Source organism: Rudanella paleaurantiibacter (assembly GCF_009184635.1).
GTDB lineage: Bacteria > Bacteroidota > Bacteroidia > Cytophagales > Spirosomataceae > Rudanella > Rudanella paleaurantiibacter.
The window spans coordinates 206,459-228,012 of record NZ_WELI01000001.1 but is presented as its reverse complement, the minus strand read 5'-3'; the positions used below and the strand labels follow the sequence as shown (position 1 = coordinate 228,012).

Annotated in this window: 16 protein-coding genes; 7 read left to right on the top strand and 9 right to left on the bottom strand. The window is 56.2% G+C overall.

What is annotated here, in order from left to right:
• Window positions 1-162: 162 nt before the first annotated feature.
• From F5984_RS00930 to F5984_RS00920, 3 genes are all read left to right on the top strand, one after another.
• On the top strand, window positions 163-1,707 hold the full coding sequence (locus tag F5984_RS00930) for a DUF1800 domain-containing protein (RefSeq protein WP_152121958.1): 1,545 nt from the start codon (window positions 163-165) through the stop codon (window positions 1,705-1,707).
• Window positions 1,708-1,710: 3 nt separating this feature from the next.
• Window positions 1,711-3,276, top strand: a complete 1,566-nt coding sequence (locus tag F5984_RS00925; RefSeq protein ID WP_185155382.1) for a DUF1501 domain-containing protein — start codon at window positions 1,711-1,713, stop codon at window positions 3,274-3,276.
• A gap of 387 nt (window positions 3,277-3,663) precedes the next feature.
• A complete protein-coding gene (locus F5984_RS00920) occupies window positions 3,664-3,942 on the top strand; it encodes a hypothetical protein (protein WP_152121956.1) in 279 nt (92 codons plus the stop codon).
• Window positions 3,943-4,018: 76 nt separating this feature from the next.
• On the opposite strand, the gene F5984_RS00915 is transcribed toward F5984_RS00920, so the two are convergent.
• Window positions 4,019-4,957 (bottom strand): formylglycine-generating enzyme family protein, encoded by a 939-nt coding sequence (locus tag F5984_RS00915; RefSeq protein ID WP_152121955.1) that lies wholly within the window; start codon window positions 4,955-4,957, stop codon window positions 4,019-4,021.
• Between the two features lie 85 nt (window positions 4,958-5,042).
• On the opposite strand from F5984_RS00915, the gene F5984_RS00910 reads away from it, so the two are divergent.
• The 3 genes from F5984_RS00910 (at window position 5,043) to F5984_RS00900 (ending at window position 9,275) form a co-directional block, all read left to right on the top strand.
• Window positions 5,043-7,310 carry an NADP-dependent malic enzyme gene (locus F5984_RS00910; protein ID WP_152121953.1) on the top strand — a complete coding sequence of 756 codons (2,268 nt, stop codon included), beginning with the start codon at window positions 5,043-5,045 and terminating at the stop codon, window positions 7,308-7,310.
• A 104-nt stretch (window positions 7,311-7,414) separates the two neighbouring features.
• Entirely contained in the window at window positions 7,415-8,407 is a 993-nt protein-coding gene (trpS, locus tag F5984_RS00905; RefSeq protein ID WP_152121951.1) for a tryptophan--tRNA ligase, read from the top strand.
• 253 nt (window positions 8,408-8,660) lie between these two features.
• On the top strand, window positions 8,661-9,275 hold the full coding sequence (locus F5984_RS00900; RefSeq protein WP_246168751.1) for a Uma2 family endonuclease: 615 nt from the start codon (window positions 8,661-8,663) through the stop codon (window positions 9,273-9,275).
• 1 nt (window position 9,276) lies between these two features.
• Here the strand turns inward: F5984_RS00900 and F5984_RS00895 are convergent, their stop codons facing one another.
• From F5984_RS00895 to F5984_RS00875, 5 genes are all read right to left on the bottom strand, one after another.
• The gene (locus tag F5984_RS00895) at window positions 9,277-10,398 is read right to left on the bottom strand and encodes a dipeptidase (RefSeq protein WP_152121947.1); all 1,122 of its coding nucleotides are present in this window, start codon (window positions 10,396-10,398) and stop codon (window positions 9,277-9,279) included.
• Window positions 10,399-10,465: 67 nt separating this feature from the next.
• On the bottom strand, window positions 10,466-11,587 hold the full coding sequence (locus F5984_RS00890) for a D-TA family PLP-dependent enzyme (RefSeq protein WP_152121945.1): 1,122 nt from the start codon (window positions 11,585-11,587) through the stop codon (window positions 10,466-10,468).
• A 67-nt stretch (window positions 11,588-11,654) separates the two neighbouring features.
• Window positions 11,655-13,166: a S41 family peptidase gene (locus F5984_RS00885; RefSeq protein WP_152121943.1), complete on the bottom strand. Its 1,512-nt coding sequence runs from the start codon at window positions 13,164-13,166 to the stop codon at window positions 11,655-11,657.
• A 346-nt stretch (window positions 13,167-13,512) separates the two neighbouring features.
• Window positions 13,513-15,969, bottom strand: coding sequence for an outer membrane beta-barrel family protein (locus tag F5984_RS00880; RefSeq protein WP_152121941.1), 2,457 nt, complete (start codon window positions 15,967-15,969; stop codon window positions 13,513-13,515).
• Between the two features lie 358 nt (window positions 15,970-16,327).
• A complete protein-coding gene (locus F5984_RS00875) occupies window positions 16,328-17,026 on the bottom strand; it encodes a porin family protein (RefSeq protein ID WP_152121939.1) in 699 nt (232 codons plus the stop codon).
• Between the two features lie 298 nt (window positions 17,027-17,324).
• Between F5984_RS00875 and F5984_RS00870 the strand changes: the two genes are divergently transcribed.
• Window positions 17,325-19,745, top strand: a complete 2,421-nt coding sequence (locus F5984_RS00870) for a helix-turn-helix domain-containing protein (RefSeq protein WP_152121937.1) — start codon at window positions 17,325-17,327, stop codon at window positions 19,743-19,745.
• On the opposite strand, the gene F5984_RS00865 is transcribed toward F5984_RS00870, so the two are convergent.
• From F5984_RS00865 to F5984_RS00855, 3 genes are all read right to left on the bottom strand, one after another.
• Window positions 19,742-20,497 carry a succinate dehydrogenase/fumarate reductase iron-sulfur subunit gene (locus F5984_RS00865; RefSeq protein WP_152123108.1) on the bottom strand — a complete coding sequence of 252 codons (756 nt, stop codon included), beginning with the start codon at window positions 20,495-20,497 and terminating at the stop codon, window positions 19,742-19,744. The genes F5984_RS00870 and F5984_RS00865 overlap by 4 nt on opposite strands.
• Before the next feature lie 29 nt (window positions 20,498-20,526).
• A complete protein-coding gene (locus F5984_RS00860) occupies window positions 20,527-20,775 on the bottom strand; it encodes a hypothetical protein (RefSeq protein WP_152121935.1) in 249 nt (82 codons plus the stop codon).
• 79 nt (window positions 20,776-20,854) lie between these two features.
• Window positions 20,855-21,544, bottom strand: coding sequence for a DUF421 domain-containing protein (locus F5984_RS00855; protein ID WP_152121933.1), 690 nt, complete (start codon window positions 21,542-21,544; stop codon window positions 20,855-20,857).
• Between the last annotated feature and the right edge of the window lie 10 nt (window positions 21,545-21,554).

Here is a 21,554-nt window from a genome sequence, read left to right as displayed (position 1 = left end):
CTCGCTTTGTCGGCGCTTCCCTGATAACCATTAACTTGTTGGGCATACATATCAATGCATGCCTATTTGTAAATGTTAACTTACTGATTTATAGTCATTTAAACGCAACGGTTTTGCCTATCTTGCTGTCAATCTAAATTGATCGCGTTTTAGTGCAATTCTATGCCCTGGTTATCTACTTATACTCAATCGCTGACGAGAACACAGGCGGCCCATCTGCTCCGACGGGCTACCTTTGGTCCAACGGCGGCTCAGCTCCGGCAGTTTACGGGCCTTAAGCCCGCAGCTGCCGTGGCGCTGTTGCTGGCCGATCAGCCTACGCCTACGCCCCCCATCGACACCACAACGGGAAAAACCTTTGTCGATCTGCCGTTTAACAACGACCTGCAAACGGCCCACCAAACGGCCTTAAAGAACTGGTGGCTGGGCCTGATGATCAACGAAGGGGCGTCGGTTCGCGAAAAGCTGACCCTGTTCTGGCAAAACCATTTCGTGTCGACCTACGCTACGGTGTCAGACGCCCGTTATCTCTACCGGCAGCTGCTGCTTATTCGGCAGTATGCGACAGGGAATTTCCGGCAGTTTGTGATCGACATGACCAAAGACCCGGCCATGTTGCGGTACCTCAACGGCAATGTCAACGTAGCCAACAAGCCCAATGAAAACTACGGGCGGGAGTTGCAGGAGCTGTTTACGATCGGGCTGGGGGGCCAATACACCGAAGACGACGTGAAAGCGGCCACCCGCGTGCTCACCGGCTGGGCCGATACGGGTTTCCGCAGCACCACCAGTGCCGACATCACGGTTGCGTTTCGGGCGAATCAGCACGATACCGGCAACAAACAGTTTTCGGCTGCGTATGGCAACTATGTGGTCAAAGGCCGCACCGGGGCCACCGCTGGCGACGAAGAACTGGCCGACATGGTCGACATGATTCTGCGGCAACCCGAAACAGCCCGGTTCCTGATTCGTAAGCTGTACCGCTTCTTTGTTTGTACCGAGATTACCCCGGCCGTCGAATCAAACGTTATCGAGCCCCTCGCCAAAATCTACCGGGATAACAAGTACGAACTGAAACCCGTACTCACAACCCTGTTTACGAGCGACCATTTCTACGAAGAAAGCATCCGGGGGGCCATCATCCGGTCGCCACTCGAATTACTGGTGGGGCAGTTCCGGTTTGCGGGGCTCAAAACGCCCGAACACGGCACCACCGCGTTCAATCAGCTGGGCGACTACCTGCGTGGCCGCGCCCGCGAGCAACAGATGGACGTGTACGAACAACCAACCGTATTCGGTTACCCGCCTTACTACGATACCGGCCTCGACCGAATCTGGATTAGTGCCAACACGCTGGCGCTACGCTCGCTCTTTACCGATCAGTTTATACGAGGGCAGATTCGCTACAATAATGTTACCTACGGTCTCGACTCGGTTGAAGTGGTCAGAGCCCTGAGTAACCCCGGCGACCCTGTGCAGATGATGGACGAGCTGACCGATCTGGTCTTTGCCGTACCGCTGTCTCAATCACAGAAAGATTTCCTGATTGATCAGGTGCTGGTGCCGGGCTTGCCGCGCTACGAATGGCCTGCTGAATGGAATGATTATGCGCAGAGCCCCACCAACGCCAAGCGCATGAGTGTCAAGATCAAACTCGACAATCTCTTTCTGTTCATGTACCGCATGGCCGAGTTCCAAATGTCCTAAACAATGAAACGTCGCGATTTTATACAATACGCTGCTGCCGGAGCCATGACTCCGGTTGTACTCGGTGGGTACAGCGCCCGCGCTTACGGTCAAACGGCGTTCCTCGATGCGCTCGCTTCAGTGGCCGATACCAATGACCGGGTACTGGTGCTGGTACAGCTCAACGGCGGTAACGACGGCCTCAATACCGTGATCCCGCTCGATCAGATGAGCGCCTACAACAACCTTCGGAGCAATATTGCCATCAAAGAAGACAAAGTACTGCGGCTCACCAATACCATTACAACGGGCCTGCACCCGGCCATGACCGGTATGCGCGACCTGTTTAACGAGGGGAAAATGTCGATTGTACATTCAGTTTCGTACCCCTCGCCTTCACAGTCGCACTTCCGGGCCAGCGACATCTGGTTTACGGCGGCCAACAGCAACCAAACCCTCACGACAGGCTGGTTGGGGCGGTACCTAGACTCCGAGTTTCCCGGCTATCCCGATAAGTACCCCAGCACGGCCATGCCCGACCCGCTCGCCGTACAGATTAACTATATCACGTCGACCTCGTTGCTGGGCCCCTCGCAGTCGATGGCGATTGCTATTCAGAACCCGGATACGTTTGCGACCCTTGTAGGTGACAAAGCAGCCATTGACCCCGGCACCACGGCCAACACACCCGCCGGGCGCAGCATTGCCTTTATCCGGCAGCAACAGGTGTCGTCGGTGCAGTATGCCGGGCAAATCAAGGCAGCTGCTGGCAAGGGTAAAAATATGGCCACCTACCCCACGAGCAACTCGCTGGCCGATCAGCTCAAGATTGTAGCCCGGTTGATTCACGGTGGGTTACGTACCAAGGTATATTACGTTTCGATCGGCGGGTTCGACACGCACGCGACCCAGACCGATGCCACCGACACGAGCATCGGGGCGCACGCAAACCTGCTCAAAATGGTATCCGACGGAATTCGGGCGTTTATGACCGACCTTAAGATGATGGGCATCGACAAACGGGTGGCTGGCATGACCTTTTCGGAATTTGGTCGCCGGGCCGGTTCGAACAGTGCGCGCGGCACCGACCATGGTGTAGCCGCTCCAGTGTTTGTGTTCGCGGGCGAAGGCATCAAAACCCAGTTTGTAGGCAAGAATCCGTCGCTGACCGACCTTGATGGAAACTCAATCAAGATGCAGATGGATTTCCGGCAGGTATATTCGGCCCTCCTCACCGATTGGCTTGGTGAAACCACGGCTACAGCCAATAGTGTGCTGCTCCGCAATTTTGAGCCAGCCCCGATGTTCCGTCAGATTGTGGCCGCCAATGAAGACCCACTCGTTACGTTTGGCTTGTACCCCAACCCCGCCGTCGACGAGGTTCTTATGGAGTCAGAATTATTTGGTCCGGGAGGGCTGCAATCGGTGCAGGTAGTGGATATGACCGGTCGACCGCTCTCCGTACCTGTTGAGCGGTTGCAGGCCAACACCTACCGCATGAGTGTACGCGAGCTACCAGCCGGTACGTACATTGTAGCAGTCGAAACGGGCCGCCGGAAGCTGACCAACCGGCTATTGGTAAACCGGTAACGGGCTCTATTTTTTGGTAACAGAAATCACAGGGACAACCATCAGACGGTTGTCCCTATTTTTTTTGTAACACTGAGCCATACCCTCGCCAACTCCCCTCATTTCCTCCTGTTTTGGCGGCCCCACTGGCTAAGATTAGAAAAATTTAACTTCGTGGCATTTTTCGCTTTTTATCACCTATTTCTGCCAAAATCCAGTTTTTGTAAGCCATAAACAACAACTATATAAATAGTTATAAGCTATTTTGAATATTTTTCTGCAAAACTTTGCAAATAGTTCAACCTTTTTTCTGTAAATATGCGTTAACAAAACCACAGGGAGACAGCTTTTGTAGGCAGTCTCGAAACAGACACAGAAGAAACTTCATCATAGAATCCGCTTACTACAATGCTGACGACCGACTTTCAATCGATGGATATACAGGAGCAACTGAGCCTCACGTACAAAGAAGGGACGCTTCTGACAACTGTTACCAGCAATACCGAGATGCGGAGCCTGTATTATCTGGACTCGCACTTTGTCGATATTACCTGCGTACCTACCCTCAAAGGCTGGTTTACTACCTGGCAGGTTAGTAGCATCAGGCACTATCTGGACATGCCGTCGAACACCGACTTTCTGGAGCCATTTATTGAGCGGTTCTCGGTAGACGATTTATCGAAATAACACGCTTTTCCAAACGCAAAAAGCGGGCCTATTGCCCGCTTTTTGCGTTTGGAAACTATTCCGTTGAACCCTACCCTCACTGTACCGACCGGACGCACCGGAAGCCAACGTGCATCAGGCCCGTTTCGGGGGTGCTAAACGACCGCCCCGACACCCGGTAGCCGTGGCACCAGCTTGGCTCGCACAAAAACGACCCACCCCGCATGGCTTTTTCGTCGCCAGAGGTGGGCGCGGGTTTTCCGGCCACCAAATCGCCGTAATTCATCCGCCAGTCGGTGCACCACTCCCACACATTACCGGTCATATCGGTAAGGCCTAGGGGTGTTTTGCCGAAGTAGCCCACGGGCGACGTCGTCCTGAAGCCATCGGTGTTGGCGTTTTTCTCAGGAAAAATGCCATTCCAAGTGTTGGCACGGGGCTTTCCGTTTTCCACTAAGTCGTTGCCAAAGGAGTACAGTGTTTGATCGTTGCGACCGTTGCGGGCTGCGTGTTCCCACTCCAGTTCGGAGGGGAGCCGCTTTTTGGCCCAGGTAGCGTAGGCGGTGGCATCATTCCAGGAGACCTGCGTAACGGGGTGATTGTCGGGGGCCGGGGGCGCATCAGGGCCTTGCGGGTGGTGCCAGCACGCCCCTTTCACGAGTGTCCAGCCCCGGTTTTCTTCGCTGAATACGCCCCCATCGCCAAACGTCTCAGCCTGGGTTTTGTAGCCCGTTGCCTGTACAAACTTGCGAAACTCGGCTACCGTTACAGGCGACTCATCGATGAAAAACGGGGCTATCCGGGCCCAGATCACCGGTTTTTCGGCGTCTAAACCCTCTGCCGACCCAATCTGGGTAACGCCACCGGGCACCAGCACCATGCCCGCCGGAGCCGCTACCGACACCGGCGACGGGGAGGTAGCAAAGGCATCGGGAGTAGCGGCAGTCTCGATGCCGGGTGCGTACGAGTACGTAGACGGAGCCGACTCACAAGCGGCCAGAACGCCCGCAAACAGACACAAAATAGACAATCGCATAGGACAAAAATAAAGACTTTCACGACCATTTCGTCGTACTTCCGTACCTTCGCACTCTTAACAAGACCCCTCAGAAACCGATCATATGCAACAAAAGATACGGCGCGAAGACGCCCTCGAATACCACGCAAAAGGCCGGCCCGGCAAGCTGGAGGTCATTCCATCGAAAGAATACAGCACCCAGCGCGACCTGACCCTCGCGTACTCGCCGGGTGTGGCAGAGCCCTGCCTGGCTATTGCCGCCAACCCCGAAGATGTGTACAAATACACCACCAAAGGCAACCTGGTAGCCGTGATTTCAAACGGAACCGCGGTACTCGGCTTAGGTGATATTGGCCCCGAAGCCGGCAAGCCGGTTATGGAAGGAAAGGGCCTGCTGTTTAAAATCTACGCGGATATCGACGTGTTCGACATTGAGCTGAACACCAAGAACGTCGACGAATTTGTACGGACTGTTAAGATTCTGGAACCTACCTTCGGCGGTGTTAACCTCGAAGATATTAAGGCCCCGGAATGCTTCGAAATCGAAGAACGGCTCAAGAAAGAGCTGAACATTCCGGTGATGCACGACGATCAGCACGGTACGGCTATTATCTCAGGAGCCGCCTTGCTGAACGCTCTGGAAATTGTGGGTAAAAAGATCGACGAAGTCAAAATCGTGGTCAATGGCGCGGGAGCTTCGGCCATCTCGTGTACCAAACTCTACGTAGCCCTCGGCGCCAATGTGAAAAACATTGTGATGTGCGACTCTAAAGGCCCGATCCGTGCCGACCGCACCGACCTCGACGAGCGCAAAGCCCTGTTTGCCACCTCACGCGATTTGCACTCGCTGGAAGAAGCCTTTGTAGGGGCTGATGTGTTCATCGGTCTGTCGAAAGGCAATGTGGTTAGTCAGGCGATGGTGCAGAGCATGGCTGAGAACCCGATTGTGTTTGCCATGGCCAACCCCACGCCCGAAATTAGCTACGAAGAAGCGCTGGCCGCCCGGCCCGACATCATCATGGCTACGGGCCGTTCGGATTACCCCAACCAGGTAAACAACGTGCTCGGTTTCCCGTACATTTTCCGGGGTGCCCTCGACGTGCGGGCCACCGAGATCAATGAAGCCATGAAACTGGCGGCAACGCTAGCCCTGGCCGATCTGGCTAAAAAACCGGTACCTGATCTGGTCAATATGGCCTACAGCACCGACAACCTGATGTTTGGCCGGACGTACATCATCCCCAAACCCGTAGATCCGCGTCTGCTCAGTACGGTAGCTCCGGCGGTAGCCCGCGCGGCTATGGAATCGGGCGTAGCCAAAGAGCCGATTACCGACTGGGAAGCCTACGAAAGCCAACTGGCCCGCCGACTGGGGCAAGACAACCGGATCTCGCGGGTGATCATCAACAAGGCCAAGTCGAACCCCAAGCGGGTGGTATTCGCCGATGCCGAAAACCTCAAAGTGCTCAAGGCGGCTCAGCAAGTGCGCGACGAGGGCATTGCCTACCCCATTTTGTTGGGCGAAACGGCCATGATCCGGCAGATGATCGAGCAGAATAACATCGATCTGGGCGATACGCCCATTCTGGACCCACGCGCCCCTGAACAGGATGCCCTCATCCAGAAGTTTGCTGATTTGTATTTCCAGCGCCGGCAGCGCAAAGGGGTTAACGCCCGCGAAGCCCGTAAGCTGATGTACTACCGCAACTACTTCGGGGCCATGATGGTGGAGTCGGGTGAAGCCGACGCCCTCATTTCGGGTCTGACCCGCAACTACCCCGACACTATCCGGCCGGCCCTTCAGGTAATTGGGCGCGAGCCGGGTGTGAAAAAGGTGGCCGGTATGTACATTCTGCTCACCAAGCGCGGCCCGCTGTTCTTCTCCGACACGACGGTGAACTTCAACCCAACGGCTGAAGAGATTGTCGAAATTACGGAGCTGACCGCCAAAGCCGTAGAGCAGTTTAACATTAAGCCCCGCATTGCGCTGGTTACGTACTCCAACTTTGGCAGTGCCAAAGGCGAAGACGCCGAGAAAATGAACCGGGCGGTTGAAATGCTGCATCAGCGCAACCCCGACATGATTGTGGACGGTGAAATTCAGGCGCACCTGGCCTTCAACACGGAACTGCTGAAGCAAAACCACCCGTTCAGCAAGCTGATCGAGGAAGGCGCCAACACGCTTATCTTCCCGAACCTGTCGGCCAGCAATATTGCCTACAACCTGATGTCGGAAGTAGGTGGTGCCGACGCCATTGGGCCCATTCTGCTGGGTATCCGCAAGCCGGTACACGTATTGCAGCTGGGCTCGTCGGAGCGCGAAATCGTCAACATGGTGGCTATCGCCGTTGTGGGGGCACAAGGAAAGTAATGCTTAATGAGTAATGTGTAATGTGTAATGCATAATGATGGGGTGTTCGTAGATACGGCAGTTCGTCATTACGCATTATGCATTGTGCATTATGCATTCCTACTATGAGAATCCTAACAGGTATCCAATCCAGCGGCCGGCCGCATCTGGGTAACATTCTGGGGGCTATTGTCCCCGCCATCAAACTATCGCAGGAGCCGGGCAATGAGTCGTTTCTGTTCATTGCCGACCTGCACTCGCTCACCACCCTGAAAGAAGGCGAAACCCGCCGGGAATACGTGCGGGCCATTGCGGCTACATGGCTCGCTTTCGGGTACGACACCCAGCATAACACCCTCTGGCGGCAGTCGCGGGTGCCCGAGCATACCGAACTGGCGTGGTATCTGAACTGCTTCACGCCCATGCCGATGCTCCAGAATGCGACCTCGTTTAAAGACAAGGCCGATAAACTGGGGACTTCGGTGGTGAACGCGGGTCTGTTTACGTATCCGGTGTTGCAGGCCGCCGACATTCTGCTCTACGACGCCAATCTGGTGCCCGTTGGAAAAGATCAGCGGCAACATCTCGAAATGACCCGCGACATTGCCTCGGCCGTGAACCGGGCCTACAACAACGGCGACCCCGCCCGCGATGTGTTTGTGTTGCCCGAAGCCCGCATCGACGAGCGAATCATGACGATTCCGGGCATCGACGGGGCCAAAATGAGCAAGTCGTACGGGAACTACATCGACATTTTCCAGCCGGCCAACGATCTGTACAAGGTCATTAAGAAAATCAAGTCGGACTCGACACCACTGGAGGAGCCCAAAAAACCCGATACCGACATCACGTTTCAGTTGTACAGCCTCATTGCGTCCGACGAGCAAACGGCCCAAATGCGCCAGAACTACGAGGCTGGCGGTTATGGGTACGGGCACGCTAAAAAGGAGCTGTACGAGCTGATTATGAACACCTACGCCACCGAGCGCGAGCGGTTCAGCTTTTACATGGAAAACCCCGATGAATTGGAGAAAGAATTGCGTGCTGGCGAAGAAAAAGCCCGTGCGGTAGCCCGCCAAACCATCGAGCGCGTGCGGCAGGCTATGGGGTTTAATTGAGGTTGGCTTTTCCCGACTTTTGTCCTAACTTAACGTGAGTTATGGAAAATGGCTGACGCTTGGGCCTTCGACAGGCTCAGGCTGACAGGCAGTTCTCAAGTCTACAGTCAGCCTGAGCCTGTCGAAGGCCCAAGCGTCAGCAACTAATTGTAAATCAAGCAGTCGTGACCTGCGTTATCCATAATTCACGTTAACTTGATAAAAAAATAGCGTCAGTATGGTTAATGCAACGCTCAGTCTGTCTGGACAAATCGTGGAACGGCTTCAAACCGAAGAGGAGGTTTTAGTGCCTGTCTCTCTGGATGAGTATTGGGAGGTGGCGTCCGAAATTGGCGAAGAGCATTCGCCAATGGAATACGATATTGAATATCTAGACGGCCACCTCCGCGCTCGTATAAAAATGGCAACTGACTTTCACGAACTCATCGTCGCCAATCTGGCAGGCACACTACGATCAATTTATTACGACTATCCAGATGTTCGGGTTATGGGTAGCAACCGAACGGTGTACGTAGAACCTTGTCAAATGGCCGTGAAGCCCGATTTGGTAGTTATGAACGCCCCCAGCGACCTGTATCCCCGAAAAGGGCAGGAAGCGGGCATCAAAAACCCGTACATGCTGGTAGAGGTCTTTTCCGACTCGACCCAGAAACAGGACCGTAACCTGAAACTCCGTTGCTACAAGCAACTCCCATCCGTTCAGTACATTATTTACGTAGAGCAGTATTTGCCCTACGTTTCGGTTTACACCAAAAACGGTGATGTTCACCACTGGCTCAACGATGATTACGACACACTCGATGCCGTAATCAAGCTGGGCGATGCAGAACTGTCCCTCCGGGACATCTACCACAAAGTCAGCTTCTGATTTACGTCCACGCTTCGCGCAAAAACCGCAGCCAGTTGCCGTACATAACCCCGTCGATGTCGTCGGGCGAATAGCCCCGCTTGGCCAGTAACTCAGGCAGCCGGGCGAGGTCGGCAATGGTATCCAGATCAACAGGCGACTGTTCGGTGCCAAACGTGCCGTCGAGGTCGGAGCCGATGGCAATGTGCCGGGCATTGCCCGCCAACTGGCAAATGTGGTCGTAATGATCGATTAGCGTGTCGAGCGTCACACCAAAATCGGCAGGGTTACTTTGCCGCTGCGTCAGGCCGGGCTTCATCATCCAGGCATCCAGACACCCACCAATCACGGCGTCGCGCTCAATGAGCCGCCGAATCTGCTCGTCGGTAAGCTGACGCTGATGCGGTACCAGCGCCCGGCAGTTATGATGGCTCGCCCACACCCGGCCTTTGTACAACGTCAGAGCCTCGTCGAAGCCCTCGTCGGTCAGGTGGGTTACGTCGAGCACCATATTTAGGTTGTCCATTTCGCGCAGGAGGTCGCGGCCGAGGGCGGTCAGTGGGCCATTCATACCCGTACCCGGTGCGTAGCGGCCTGGCCCGTAATGCGCCGGCCCCAGCGCCCGCAATCCGTAGCCATAGGCCCGCTCCAGATACGACAGCCGCACCAGCGAATCGGCCCCTTCGAGGCTCAGAATATACCCCACCGGCTTTTGCTCGTTCGGAACCGACGTATCCTGCCAAAGCGCCAGATGAGCCTCCAGCCCGGCCCGATCGCGGATTTGGCGCATTTGCGGAAACCCCGCCGAATCGTCGTCTTCCATCGCTTCGTACCAGGCCCGCTGCGCCTGCGTCATGGCCCAGGCCTGCTCCGGCGAACTCCAGCCCGCCCCCGGCCGCATAGCCCCCGTGAGGGTCGATGAGGCTGCGGTGTAATCGGTACCGTTGAAACGGGCAATCTGAGTGGCGACCACGAGTCCAATGCCGCCCCGGCGTAATTCGGGCAACGACACCACCCCACGGCCCCGGTCAATTTTATCGTCCATTCCCTGCTCCGACGCCCGTATGGCGGCTACCGGGTAGCGATAATCACGGTTCCATTCCATAGCATTGAGCGAGATGTCGAGGTGGGCGTCAATAATCATCGGTTTTGGGTTTATTGTTTTTGGTTTTTCGTGCCGCTAATCCGGTTTTCTGCTAAATTCATAGTATTCAGTGCCCCCGGGCCGTTACGGGCCATTGATCAACTACCTGCCTGTCAGCTACCACCTGCACGGCATCGTACAGGTTCACAGTCGGGCAAATATGGATCGGAATCCCGTACCATACGTCGCCCGGTTGGTGCGCACGGGCATTGGGCACCCGCACCACCAGATGCTCTTCGCTTTGGCCAATCGGCTCGGCATCGGGGTGGTCGGGGAAGAGCACCCTCGGAAACGGGTTTTCGGCCGCTACCGATTTATGACCGAGGTCGATGCACAGGGTTTGGTCGTCGATAACCGAGATCACCCGCGTGAGCAGCACAGCGGCTATCTGGTAGGGCAAATCGGGCAGGGCCTGCCCATACCCGGCATCCCAGAACACAAACGTACCGGGGCTCAGCTGCATGGTGGGGTCGGTGCGTCGGGCGTGGGCCGGAAAACTGGGCGTACCGCCTACCACGATGGGTAGCTCAACGCCATGCGTTGCTAAAATCTGTTGCTGCACCGCTTTGGCCAGCGCAAACGACGCATCGGCGCGGTCACAACGTACGGCAAAGTCCGTATCGCGAATGTGGCCATCGTAGGCGTGCAAACCGGCCACCTGCACGCCGGGAAGCTGACGGATTTGCGTAACAAAAGCCGGGGCTTCCGCCGGGTCGATACCGGTACGGCCCATACCTACGTTCAGGTCAATCCAAACGTCGATCGGGTGCGGGGCATCGGCAAACACAGCCGAGAGGTGCCGTGCCCCCGCTTCTGAATCGGTCAGGCACGCCCACCGGACCGCCGGAAACGCATCGGCCAGTTGACGAAGCCCCTCCGCTTTGGGCCCCACCACGGGGTAAGCTAGCAGAATATCGAGGGCACCCGCTTCGGCCAGCATCCGGGCTTCTTTGAGCGTCGCGCATTTAAACTGACGAATACCAGCGGCCAGTAACTGATCGGTCACGGCGCGCATTTTGTGCGTTTTTACATGCGGGCGCAACCGGGCGGCTCCAGCTCCGGGCGTTGCTTCGGGCCCACCCGCAGCGGCTATGTGGATCGTTTTCTGAATATTGTCGGCCACATTCCCGGCATGTACGAGCAGGGCGGGCGAATCAATCAGGTCAGGGTTAGTGAGGTGATACCACATGTGGGGTGCATGATTTCGGTTCTGGCGATGCCTGAAGGGGCAATAAGTGGCCAAAGCCGGACGAAAATCAACGGGAATTAGATAAGGTATTAGACGTAGCCCGGTCGCGCGACATGAGTTGCCGGGCTGTTTCGAGATCACGGTCGCGGCCCTGCCGCAGGTCGTCAAGCGAGTAGGCCACGGGGTAATCAGGCATGACACCCCGGCCCTGATCGCGGCCGGGCAAGGGGAGCCGAATCCGGTAGGCCGGTATTTTGACCACCATTCGGGTGTTGGGCAACTGCACAAAAATGCTTTGGCCGGCATTACACCCATAGGCCCCGCCCCCCGTTTCGCGCCCGACAATCCGAACATTGGGGTTGTACTGCCGAGCCAAAGCCGGGAAAATAGAGCCCGCCGAAAAGGAGAGCCCATCCGTTAGAATGTACACCGGCCCCGTAAACCGCCGGTTCTCGTAGGGCCGAACGGTTTTGCGATACGTGGGTAACTGGAGGTTCCCGTGATCGTCGCGCCGGAGCCGGAACCGCAGATCAATGTACGCAAACGGGCTGCTGAGCCAGGTTTTGACGCCCGGAATTCGGGCTGTTCGGGCGTTGGCCACCGTCGAGTCCCAGAACACAAACGGCTGCGTAGCCACATAGCGTACCAGATCGCGGCAGGTTTGGGCACTACCTCCGAGGTTGCCCCGGACATCGACAATCAGTTGCCGAATTTCCCGGCGTTTTATTTCCTTGAAAGCAGCCGCAAAAGCCCGGCGCATGGGCCCATCGGCAAATCGGTCAATTTTGAGCACAGCAATGGCCGAATCTTCGCGTACTACCGACAGCCGAATGCCCCGGCGGTTGAGTACCGTGCGGGTAGGCAGAGCCGACCGCTGCCGCCGAACGGTGTCGGCTTTGGCATGGCGAGCCAACCGACGGGCCGAGACACCCCGCGTGGGCAGGGCCACTTTACGCAGGCGGCCGGTCGAGTCGGTGAGGTGTACAGTGAGGGTATCCTGATACCCATAGGCGGCCCGGTACAAGGCCGGCATCAGCATCGACAGCATCCCGTCGGTTGCGGTCTGCGAGTAGCCATCCCCCCAAACCATCGGCCGAAACTGACGAATCAGATCGGTGGCCGGGCGGCCGTCGAGCGAGGCAATTTCTTCAAAAGCCGCTATACCAGTGGCCTGCATGGGTTGCGTAGCCACAAACAGCTTGTCGCCCCGCACCAACAGCGATAGGGGCAGCGGGGGTTGCCGGAGCTGACGCAGATACCGTTGGCGTTCTTTGGAGATAGACAGTCCCGTGTGGGCGCACCGCACCCGCCCGATGTAGGGCCGTAACAACAACCCAAACTCGACGTCGTGCATCGACCGATCAATCTGCGCTACGGCCTGCCGATACGCCAGATTGAGACTATCGGGCGAGGTGTACCGGTACAGGCCCGGATGCAGTTGCACAAACGCCCGTTGCAATACAGCCAGGTCTTCCTGCAACTGAGTCGGCGTGTACAGACGATACGGGTCATACTCGTCTGACTGGGCGCTGACCCAGTACGGCAAGCCGATGAGAAGGAGTGTTAGCAGGCGTTTCATACGAATCAAAACCCAAGATACTACGAAAAAGCCTTTCTGGGCACCATTTGCTTCAGAAGGGTATAGGACAAGTTTCTTTTTTTGGCAGCCCGGCAGCCCGGAGGATTACAGGATAAGCAGGATTTATAAAGGCCCACGAAAATCTTGTTTATCCTGTAATCCTGTCAAAAAACTTTTTTTAGGAAACCTGTCACAATGAACTCAGCCCAAACCCGGTACACAAAAAAGCCGCTCTTCAAGTTGAGGGCGGCTTTCTACTTGTATTCTTAACCTAAAGTCAATCCTGTTCAATGAATCGGTTGTGTGGTGAGCCAGCCGAAAGACCGGCCCACGCACATCGGGTATCTTAGTTGTTGCTCTGTACGCGGTTTTGTTCTGCCGAGGTGGCCGACTGCCGCTGACGAGCCGCTTTTACATTCTGATTACCAAACCGGTAGGTAAACGTGGCCCGTACCTGACGGCTCTCCCACCGCGACCCAACCCGGAGGTTGATGTCCTGATACTGCGCCGAGCCCCGGAATTTGTTGATCCAGAAGGGGTCGTTTACGTTGACCCGGAGCGTACCTTTTCCGTCGAGTACCCGCTTCTGCACCCCGAGGCTGAACGCGCCCATCGGCTGGGTTTTCATGATTCCGTACACCCCTGCTGAGTTGAACCAGCCTGCCAGTTCGGCGCTAAAGCCCTTGCCCAGCGTAAAGTTGTTCGCGGAATAGAGGTTGTAAGTGAACGCCTTCACGTTCAGGTTAGCCCCCCGGTACTCAGCGTCGATGTTGTTGTACAGCGCCGTGATGTTGTTCTGCATGTTCCACCACTTGCGTACCGGAATCGGGAAGCTCAGGGTCAGGGTCACGTTCTGCTGCAAGCGCATGTTCTGGGTCATCACAAACGTGGTCGAGTCGGCAGGGTTTTGGCCGGGCACCTCGCGGAAAATCACGTCGTTGGTGCGGCTGTAGCCAAGCGTAGTCGAGAACGCGCTCTTGTATACGTGGGTCATCTCAACCGAGTGCGTCAGTTGCGGACGCAGGTACGGGTTACCCTCCTGATATGTGTACTTATCGAGGTAGAACTTGAACGGGTTCAGGTCCTGGTAGCTCGGCCGGTCGATTCGGCGGCTGTACGATACGTTCAGTACGTGGTTAGTGTCGAGCTGCCGCGAAACGTGTACCGTTGGGAACAGGTTGACATAATCGCGGGTAACGATCTGGTTCAGCGTCACCGACTTGCCTTCTGAGTGCGTGTGCTCCATCCGAAGGCCTGCCTGCAAGTTCGTTTTCTTGTTCAGCTTGGTAGCAAAGTTGGTGTAAGCTGCGTTGATGTTTTCGTTGTACTGGAACCGGTTGGTTTGCCGAACGTTGACCACCTCGCGGTTGTCGATAATGTCGAAGAAGCGCATGTCGTTGTCGGTACTCACGAGGCTGCTTTTCACCCCGGCTTCGATTTTACCCTTCTTGGTCGGGTGTACGTAATCGGCTTTGGCGGCCCAGATATTGATTTCGGCCATCATCGGGTTACGGAACCGCTGCGCGCCCTGCACCTCTGCCCCGGCGGCATTGTAGAACCGGGTGGTCATGTCGTTGAGGTTGTCGGCGTTGAAGCGTGAATAGTCGGCGTCGGCGGTCAGTTCGCGACCTTTTCCGTCGAAATCATACTTGTAGTTAACGTTACCCGTAATGTTGTTCCAGCGATTATCCGACCGGATATTGGTAGTTGGCACCAGCGTTACCTCGCGGTTCGCATTGCTGATATAGCTCGTATTGATGCCGTTGGGTTGCGCCCAGAGGTTCGAGAAACCGGTCAGAACGGCCCCAACCGTGCTTTTACGCGTCAGATTGTAGTCGAAGCCCGCCCGGAAATTGACGTTACGCGAGAAATTGACCCGGTACGAATTCTGGTCGAAGTACGACGTTTGGCCCTGCAAGGGAATCACACGGCTGATGTCATTCGTCTGGAACGAGCGGCCGTACCGGGCGTTCACGCTACCAAACGATGTCATTTTGCCCTGGCGGTGGTTGAGGTTGATACTGGCGTTGGTTTTCTCGAACCGACCCATACCCGCGCCCAGAATCGCCGTGCCGTTTGTACCGAAATTTTTGTCGCGCTTCATCTTGATATTGATGATGCCCGAGTTGCCCGACGCATCGTATTTAGAACCGGGATTCGTAATAATCTCAATCTTCTCGATGTTGTCGCTCGGTGTGTTTTTCAGCAGGTTCGATACTTCCTGAACCGAGAGGTAGGTCTGCTTGCCGTCGATCATCACAATGACACCCGCTTTCCCTTTCAACTGAATCTGGTCGTTCTGGCGGTCGATGGTAACGCCGGGGGCTTTTTCGAGCACCTCCAGGGCCGTGTTGCCGCTCGATACGATGCTGTTTTCCACGTTGACCACCGTCCGGTCGACCTGTTGCTCAATAAACGGCTTCTTGGCAACCACCTTTACTTCGCTCAGGTTTTTCGACTCTTCGGCGAGGGTCAGTGCGGGGCCAGCCACTGTCGGCTGCGTAGCATCGACTGCGAACGGTTTACTATACGTTTTGGCAAAACCCACCTGTTGCGCCCCGATCCGGTACTGACCCGGCGTCACGTTTTCGAAGGCGTACCCCCCGTTGGCATCGCTAATGGCCCCTTTTACGAGCTTGGTCGAGTCAGAGGCCTGTACCAGCAGCATGGTTACGAACTCAAGAGGTTGGCCAGCCGCTGTTTTTACCTGACCGTTGATGGTGTGTTTGGTTGGCGATTGTCCGAAGGCGACTATACAGGCGCTGAGGAGCAAAAGCAGAAGGGAAAGTGTAACGGATTTCATGACGATTATTGCTGTTGTTGTCCTGTTCAAGCAAGAAGTACATTGCAAAGGTAGGTAGCTGGCATTACAAAGTACCTTTTCTTACACAAGCGGTCGGATCGGGTAGATAAGCGGATTTGAGGTGATTTTGTGGCTGAGATTACGCCAGAAGAGCGGCTGATGGGCGTAAAGGTCACTACAGAGATGCGCGCCCGAAACAGAAAGTTGCACGAACTGATAAAAATTCGTGCTGAACGGTAGAATATGACTTCGAAATATCTATAGAACTACTCTAATTACTGGATAACGGCCGTTGAGTTGCCACGTTTTCCTCCCCAATCGAAGCCGGTTTCGCTTCGATTGGGGAGGCTCCACCGGCTTACAACCGGATACCTACTGACCAAACATTTACTTTGGGGCCCTGGCCATCGCGGAAAAGCATCGTGGATGGTTCGTAGCGGACAAACAGGCCGGTGTCTTCGCCCCAGGCGGCTTCGGCCGTGAGCCCCCACCGCAGCGAGGTCGTATTATAACCGCCGTGCTGACGGGTAGCCTCACCGCCATCGGGTTTTACTTTCGTGTAGCTGTCGAGCCGGATACCGGCGTAGGCCCCTACCCCAAAGGTTACTCTATCAGACGGGCCAAACATGAGCAGTACCGGAATATTACCCTGAAACGTGGTCAGCTTAGTCCGTTTCAGGTCGCGGTTATCGCCCACCAGCACCGACTCCTGCCGACCCGTGGCCGGGTTTACGGTTGATACCAGCCGCTGATCCCGCTCAAACATAAAGTTGTTCCAGGCAATTTCGGGACCGACACCAATCCGAGGGCCATCGGGTCGGTTGCTCAGGGGCAGTTGCCGACGCCATGACAGAGCCACAAACCGTGACCCGAGCGGACGTAGCTGAAATCCATCGGCTCCGGCACCACTCACCCCGTTTATACCGATATAAAAGCCAAAATCTTTGATGATGCGGGGCTTGTAAGGAGTTTCGTCGGGCGACGTATGGGCGGTTTGGGCAGTAGCTGTCGTGAGCGAAGTAAGGGCGGCAGCGCAGAGAAGAAGGAATGGTTTCATGGTTTTTCAGGCGATTGTTTAGGGGTTTAGAAAAAGCGCTAAACCCGTTTTACAGTCCAGATGCACAAGGGATGCGGGGAGGTTGCACGCCCAGCAAAAAATCTGGGTGCTCTATTTCTGGGTGGTCTAGTGAATAGGTAAGCGGGCAAATTATCGGATAAACGGTGCACATACATTTCCCGATTGGTGTTCTTTGTTTGTACTTTGTGCCCGAAGTTACCCGGCCGGTTGCCGCTCGTCTTATCGGGCGCGGAACCCCAGCCGATAACCGAACCAGACACCCCGAACATCCGAACGAATGCCTGCCCCCGTCAACGAAAAACTCCTGCTTGCCACTGATTTTGTGCTTCATACCCGCCATAACGTGTTCCTGACGGGCAAAGCCGGCACGGGTAAGACCACGTTTCTGCACCAGATTAAGGGGGCGGCTGTAAAGCGGTTGGCAGTAGTAGCCCCAACCGGGGTGGCCGCCATCAACGCGGGGGGCGTTACTATTCACTCGCTGTTTCAGCTACCGTTTGGGCCGCTCACGCCCGGGGCAACCACCCGCGAGGGCCGCAAGTTTAACCGCGACAAAATCAGGCTGTTGCGCACCCTCGATCTCCTGATTATCGACGAAATCAGTATGGTACGGGCCGATGTGCTCGACGGTATTGATGAGGTGCTGCGCCGGTACCGTAACCCCAACGTACCCTTTGGTGGGGTGCAACTGCTCATGATTGGCGACATGCAGCAACTACCGCCCGTAATCCGCGACGACGACTGGGCCTTGCTCCGCCCCTACTACGACACCGGCTACTTTTTTGGAAGCCGGGCCCTGCGCGAAATTCCGTATGTGAGTATCGAACTGACCCATATCTATCGGCAGGCCGACGAGCGGTTTATTACCCTGCTCAACGCTATTCGGGAAAAAACCATCAGTTCTGCCCAGTTGGCCGACCTCAACCAGCGGTACATTGCCGATTTCCGACCGGCCGACGACGCGGGCTACATCACCCTCTCGACCCACAACAACACCGCCCAACAGATCAACAGCACCCGGCTCGCCGAATTACCGGGCCAGGAGTACTCATTCGAAGCCACCACCACGGGCGATTTTCCGGCTTCGGCTTACCCGACCGAGTCGGAACTGACGCTCAAAGTGGGCGCGCAGGTGATGTTTATCAAAAACGACATCTCCCGCGAGAAACTCTACTACAACGGCAAAATCGGGCGGGTGCTTCGCATTGATGAGGAAGACGGGGTGATTTACGTAGAAGGGCAGGCCGACGGCGACACGATCATCGTGACGCCCGCCGAGTGGCAAAACATTCGCTACACGCTCGACCCGGCAACCAAGGAAATTACGGCCGAGGTCATTGGTACCTTTACGCAGTACCCACTCCGGCTGGCGTGGGCCATCACGATTCACAAAAGTCAGGGACTTACGTTTGAGCGGGCCATTATCGACGCATCGGCGGCTTTTGCGCACGGGCAGGTGTACGTGGCCCTGAGTCGCTGCAAAACCCTCGACGGGCTGGTACTCCGCACCCCGATTCCGTCGAGCAGTATCAAAACCGAACAAACGCTGGAGGTTTTTCACGAACAGGTGCAGCAGCAAACACCCACTGAGCAACACCTGCACGAAGCCAAACGGCTCAATCAGGAAACCCTGCTGGACGAGCTGTTTTCGTTTGAACACGCTAGTACGCTCTTGTACCGGTGTCGGCGCGAGGTGAATACGCACGGAGCCAGTTTCTCCGACGAACTCGCGCCCGCCCTCGAAGCCCTCGAAAACGAACTGCGGCCCAAAGCCCGCGACATTGGCCGCCGGTTTGCGCAGCAACTCCCCCACTATTTCGCGCAGGAGCCTTTGCCCGAAGCCAACGAATCTCTTCAGGAACGAGTACGCAAGGCAGCCGCTTACTTTGGTCCGCTACTCGCCAACGACCTGCTCCCGGCCCTCGAACAGGCCCCGACCGACTCCGACAACAAAGCCGTGCGGGAGGCTCTGCTCGACGTGATGGACGAGCTGGAACGCGAACTGTTTGTGAAACTCAAATGCTTTGAACGGTGCGCCGAGGGGTTCGATGCGCTCGGGTACCTGCAAGCCCGCAACCATGCCGAACTGGACTTCAAACCCAGCCGCAAACGGCTCGAAAAAGCCGCAGAAGCGGGCGGCAGTAACCGCGACGACCTGTACAAAGCCCTGGTGCGGTGGCGCGATGAAATGGCCGCCGAACACAACACCACCGGCTACATGGTGCTACCTACCAAAACCATTGTCGAGCTGGTCAAAACCCGCCCTAACTCAACAGCCGAGCTGCTGGCGATCAAAGGATTTGGCAAAACCAAGGTAAAGCAAATCGGCCCCGATATTATGCGGATTCTGGATGCGTACCGGAGTGGCACGGGTACAACCCGATCAGGTACCAAACCGGCCAAAGCCGATAAAGAGCCCACGCACGAAACCACCATCCGCCTGTTGCTCACCGGGTTATCACCCCAGGCCATTGCCGACAAACGGGGGCTGTCGCTCTCGACCATCGAAACCCACCTCACCCAGGCGATCAAGGCCGGTCAGGTGCCGGTGGAGTCGCTGGTTGCAGCCGATACCATCGACCGGATTCGGGCGTTTGTGCGGGCCAACCAGGGGCTGAAAACGAGCGAAATCAGAGCCGGGCTAAACAATTCGGTCTCGTTTGGCGAAATTCGAATGGTGGTAGCGGCTGGTGTTTAGGTCTCGTTTTCGGAGGTGAGCTTAGCCCCGAGGTACTCGCGATTCAGGCGGGTAATCACGTTGAGCGGAATCGAAGCCGGGCACTCTACCGAGCAGGCACCCGTAAACGAACACGCCCCGAAACCCTCGGTATCCATCTGCGCCACCATGCGCTCGGCCCGTTTTTTTCGCTCGGGCTGCCCTTGCGGTAACAAGGCAAACTTGGTCACCTGTGCCCCTACAAACAGCATAGCCGACGCGTTTTTGCAAGCCGCTACGCAGGCCCCACAGGCAATACAGGCAGCGGCATCCATCGATGCCTCCTGCGTTTCGCGCGGGATAGCGATCTCGTTCGCATCGGGGGCCGAGCCCGTACCCACGGAAATGTACCCACCCGCCTGCACAATCCGGTCGAACGCCGTGCGGTCGGTTGATAAGTCTTTGATAATCGGGAAGGCCCGCGCCCGCCAGGGTTCGACAATAATGGTGCTATCGTCGATAAACGAACGCATATGCAGCATGCACACCGCCCCGCCCGTTTGGGGGCCGTGCGGCCGCCCGTTGACGTAGAGCGAGCAGGAACCACAGATCCCCTCGCGGCAGTCGTGATCGAAAGCAATAATGTCTTCACCCCGCCGGATGAGTGCCCCGTTGAGCACATCGAGGGTTTCCAGAAACGACATATCCGCCGAAACGTCGCTCACGGCGTACGACACAAATTTGCCGGGGGTATTGGCGTTTTTCTGTCGCCAGATTCTGAGCGTAAAGTTCATCGTGTTGAGTAGCAATTGAGGGTCGGGGTTCATGCCTTCCCCTTATAATCCCAATGGTCTTTGAGCACGGTACCGGTCTCGTCTTTGAGTAATTTACGGGTAAACTGATCGCCTTTGATATGGCCCTGTTCATCGGCTTTGCCCACAAAGGCCAGCACCGGGTTTCCTTCGTTGTCAGTTTTGGCTGCCACATCGTACCGCCCAAACCGAAACGTAACGAGCGTGGAGGGCGCATATCGTTTGCTCAGCTGCTTCAGAAGTTTCTCGCCAATTTTCATCCTGTTCAAAGCTATTTCTACCCAACTCATTAAGTCTTTCTGACGACTGGCCAATAGATTAGAGGATGAGGCAACGGCCCTACTGCACCGCTGGCTGCCAGTGCCGGTCGCCACAGTTGGCACAGGAGAGATCGGGTTGGGTCGGGGCTGATTCGGGTTGGCCGCACTGCTGACACACAACCCGGTTACTGGCCCTGTTTTGTTTGTCGGTATAATCCCGGTCCCAGCCGGGTAATACCGACAGGCCGGGCTGGGGCTCAGGTTCCTGTACAAGAGTAAACTTGCCATCTGACTCCATAAAGAGGTATTTAACCTGCCCCAGGTGGTAGAGGCCATTCGACCGGAGCTGAGCAAAGAGCCGCTCACGGGTGATTCGGGCCGTTTCCATAGCGTCTAACTGCAACACCGAGTTGCTCACCAACACGCTCATATCTCCCTGCACCAGGGTTTCGAAGCCTACATTTTGGGCCGTTCGGATGGCCAACAACCGCTGGATAGCTACAATCACAAAAGCTGAGATAACAGCAGGGAACAAGCCCCGGTCGGGTGCCAGGGCCGGTACACCAATCGAGGCCGCCAAGGACACCATAGCAATCATTTCGGTCCGGCTCAGTTGCGAGGCCATACGCTTGCCCATGAGCCGCATCGACACGAGCAGAATCAAGTACACCACCGCCACCCGGATAAGCAGTTCAACGTAAAAGCTACCCGGCACCTCACCCAACAGGATACGCTGCCAGTCGCTGAGGTGAATCTCCTCTTTCTTCATCCCTGTTGGG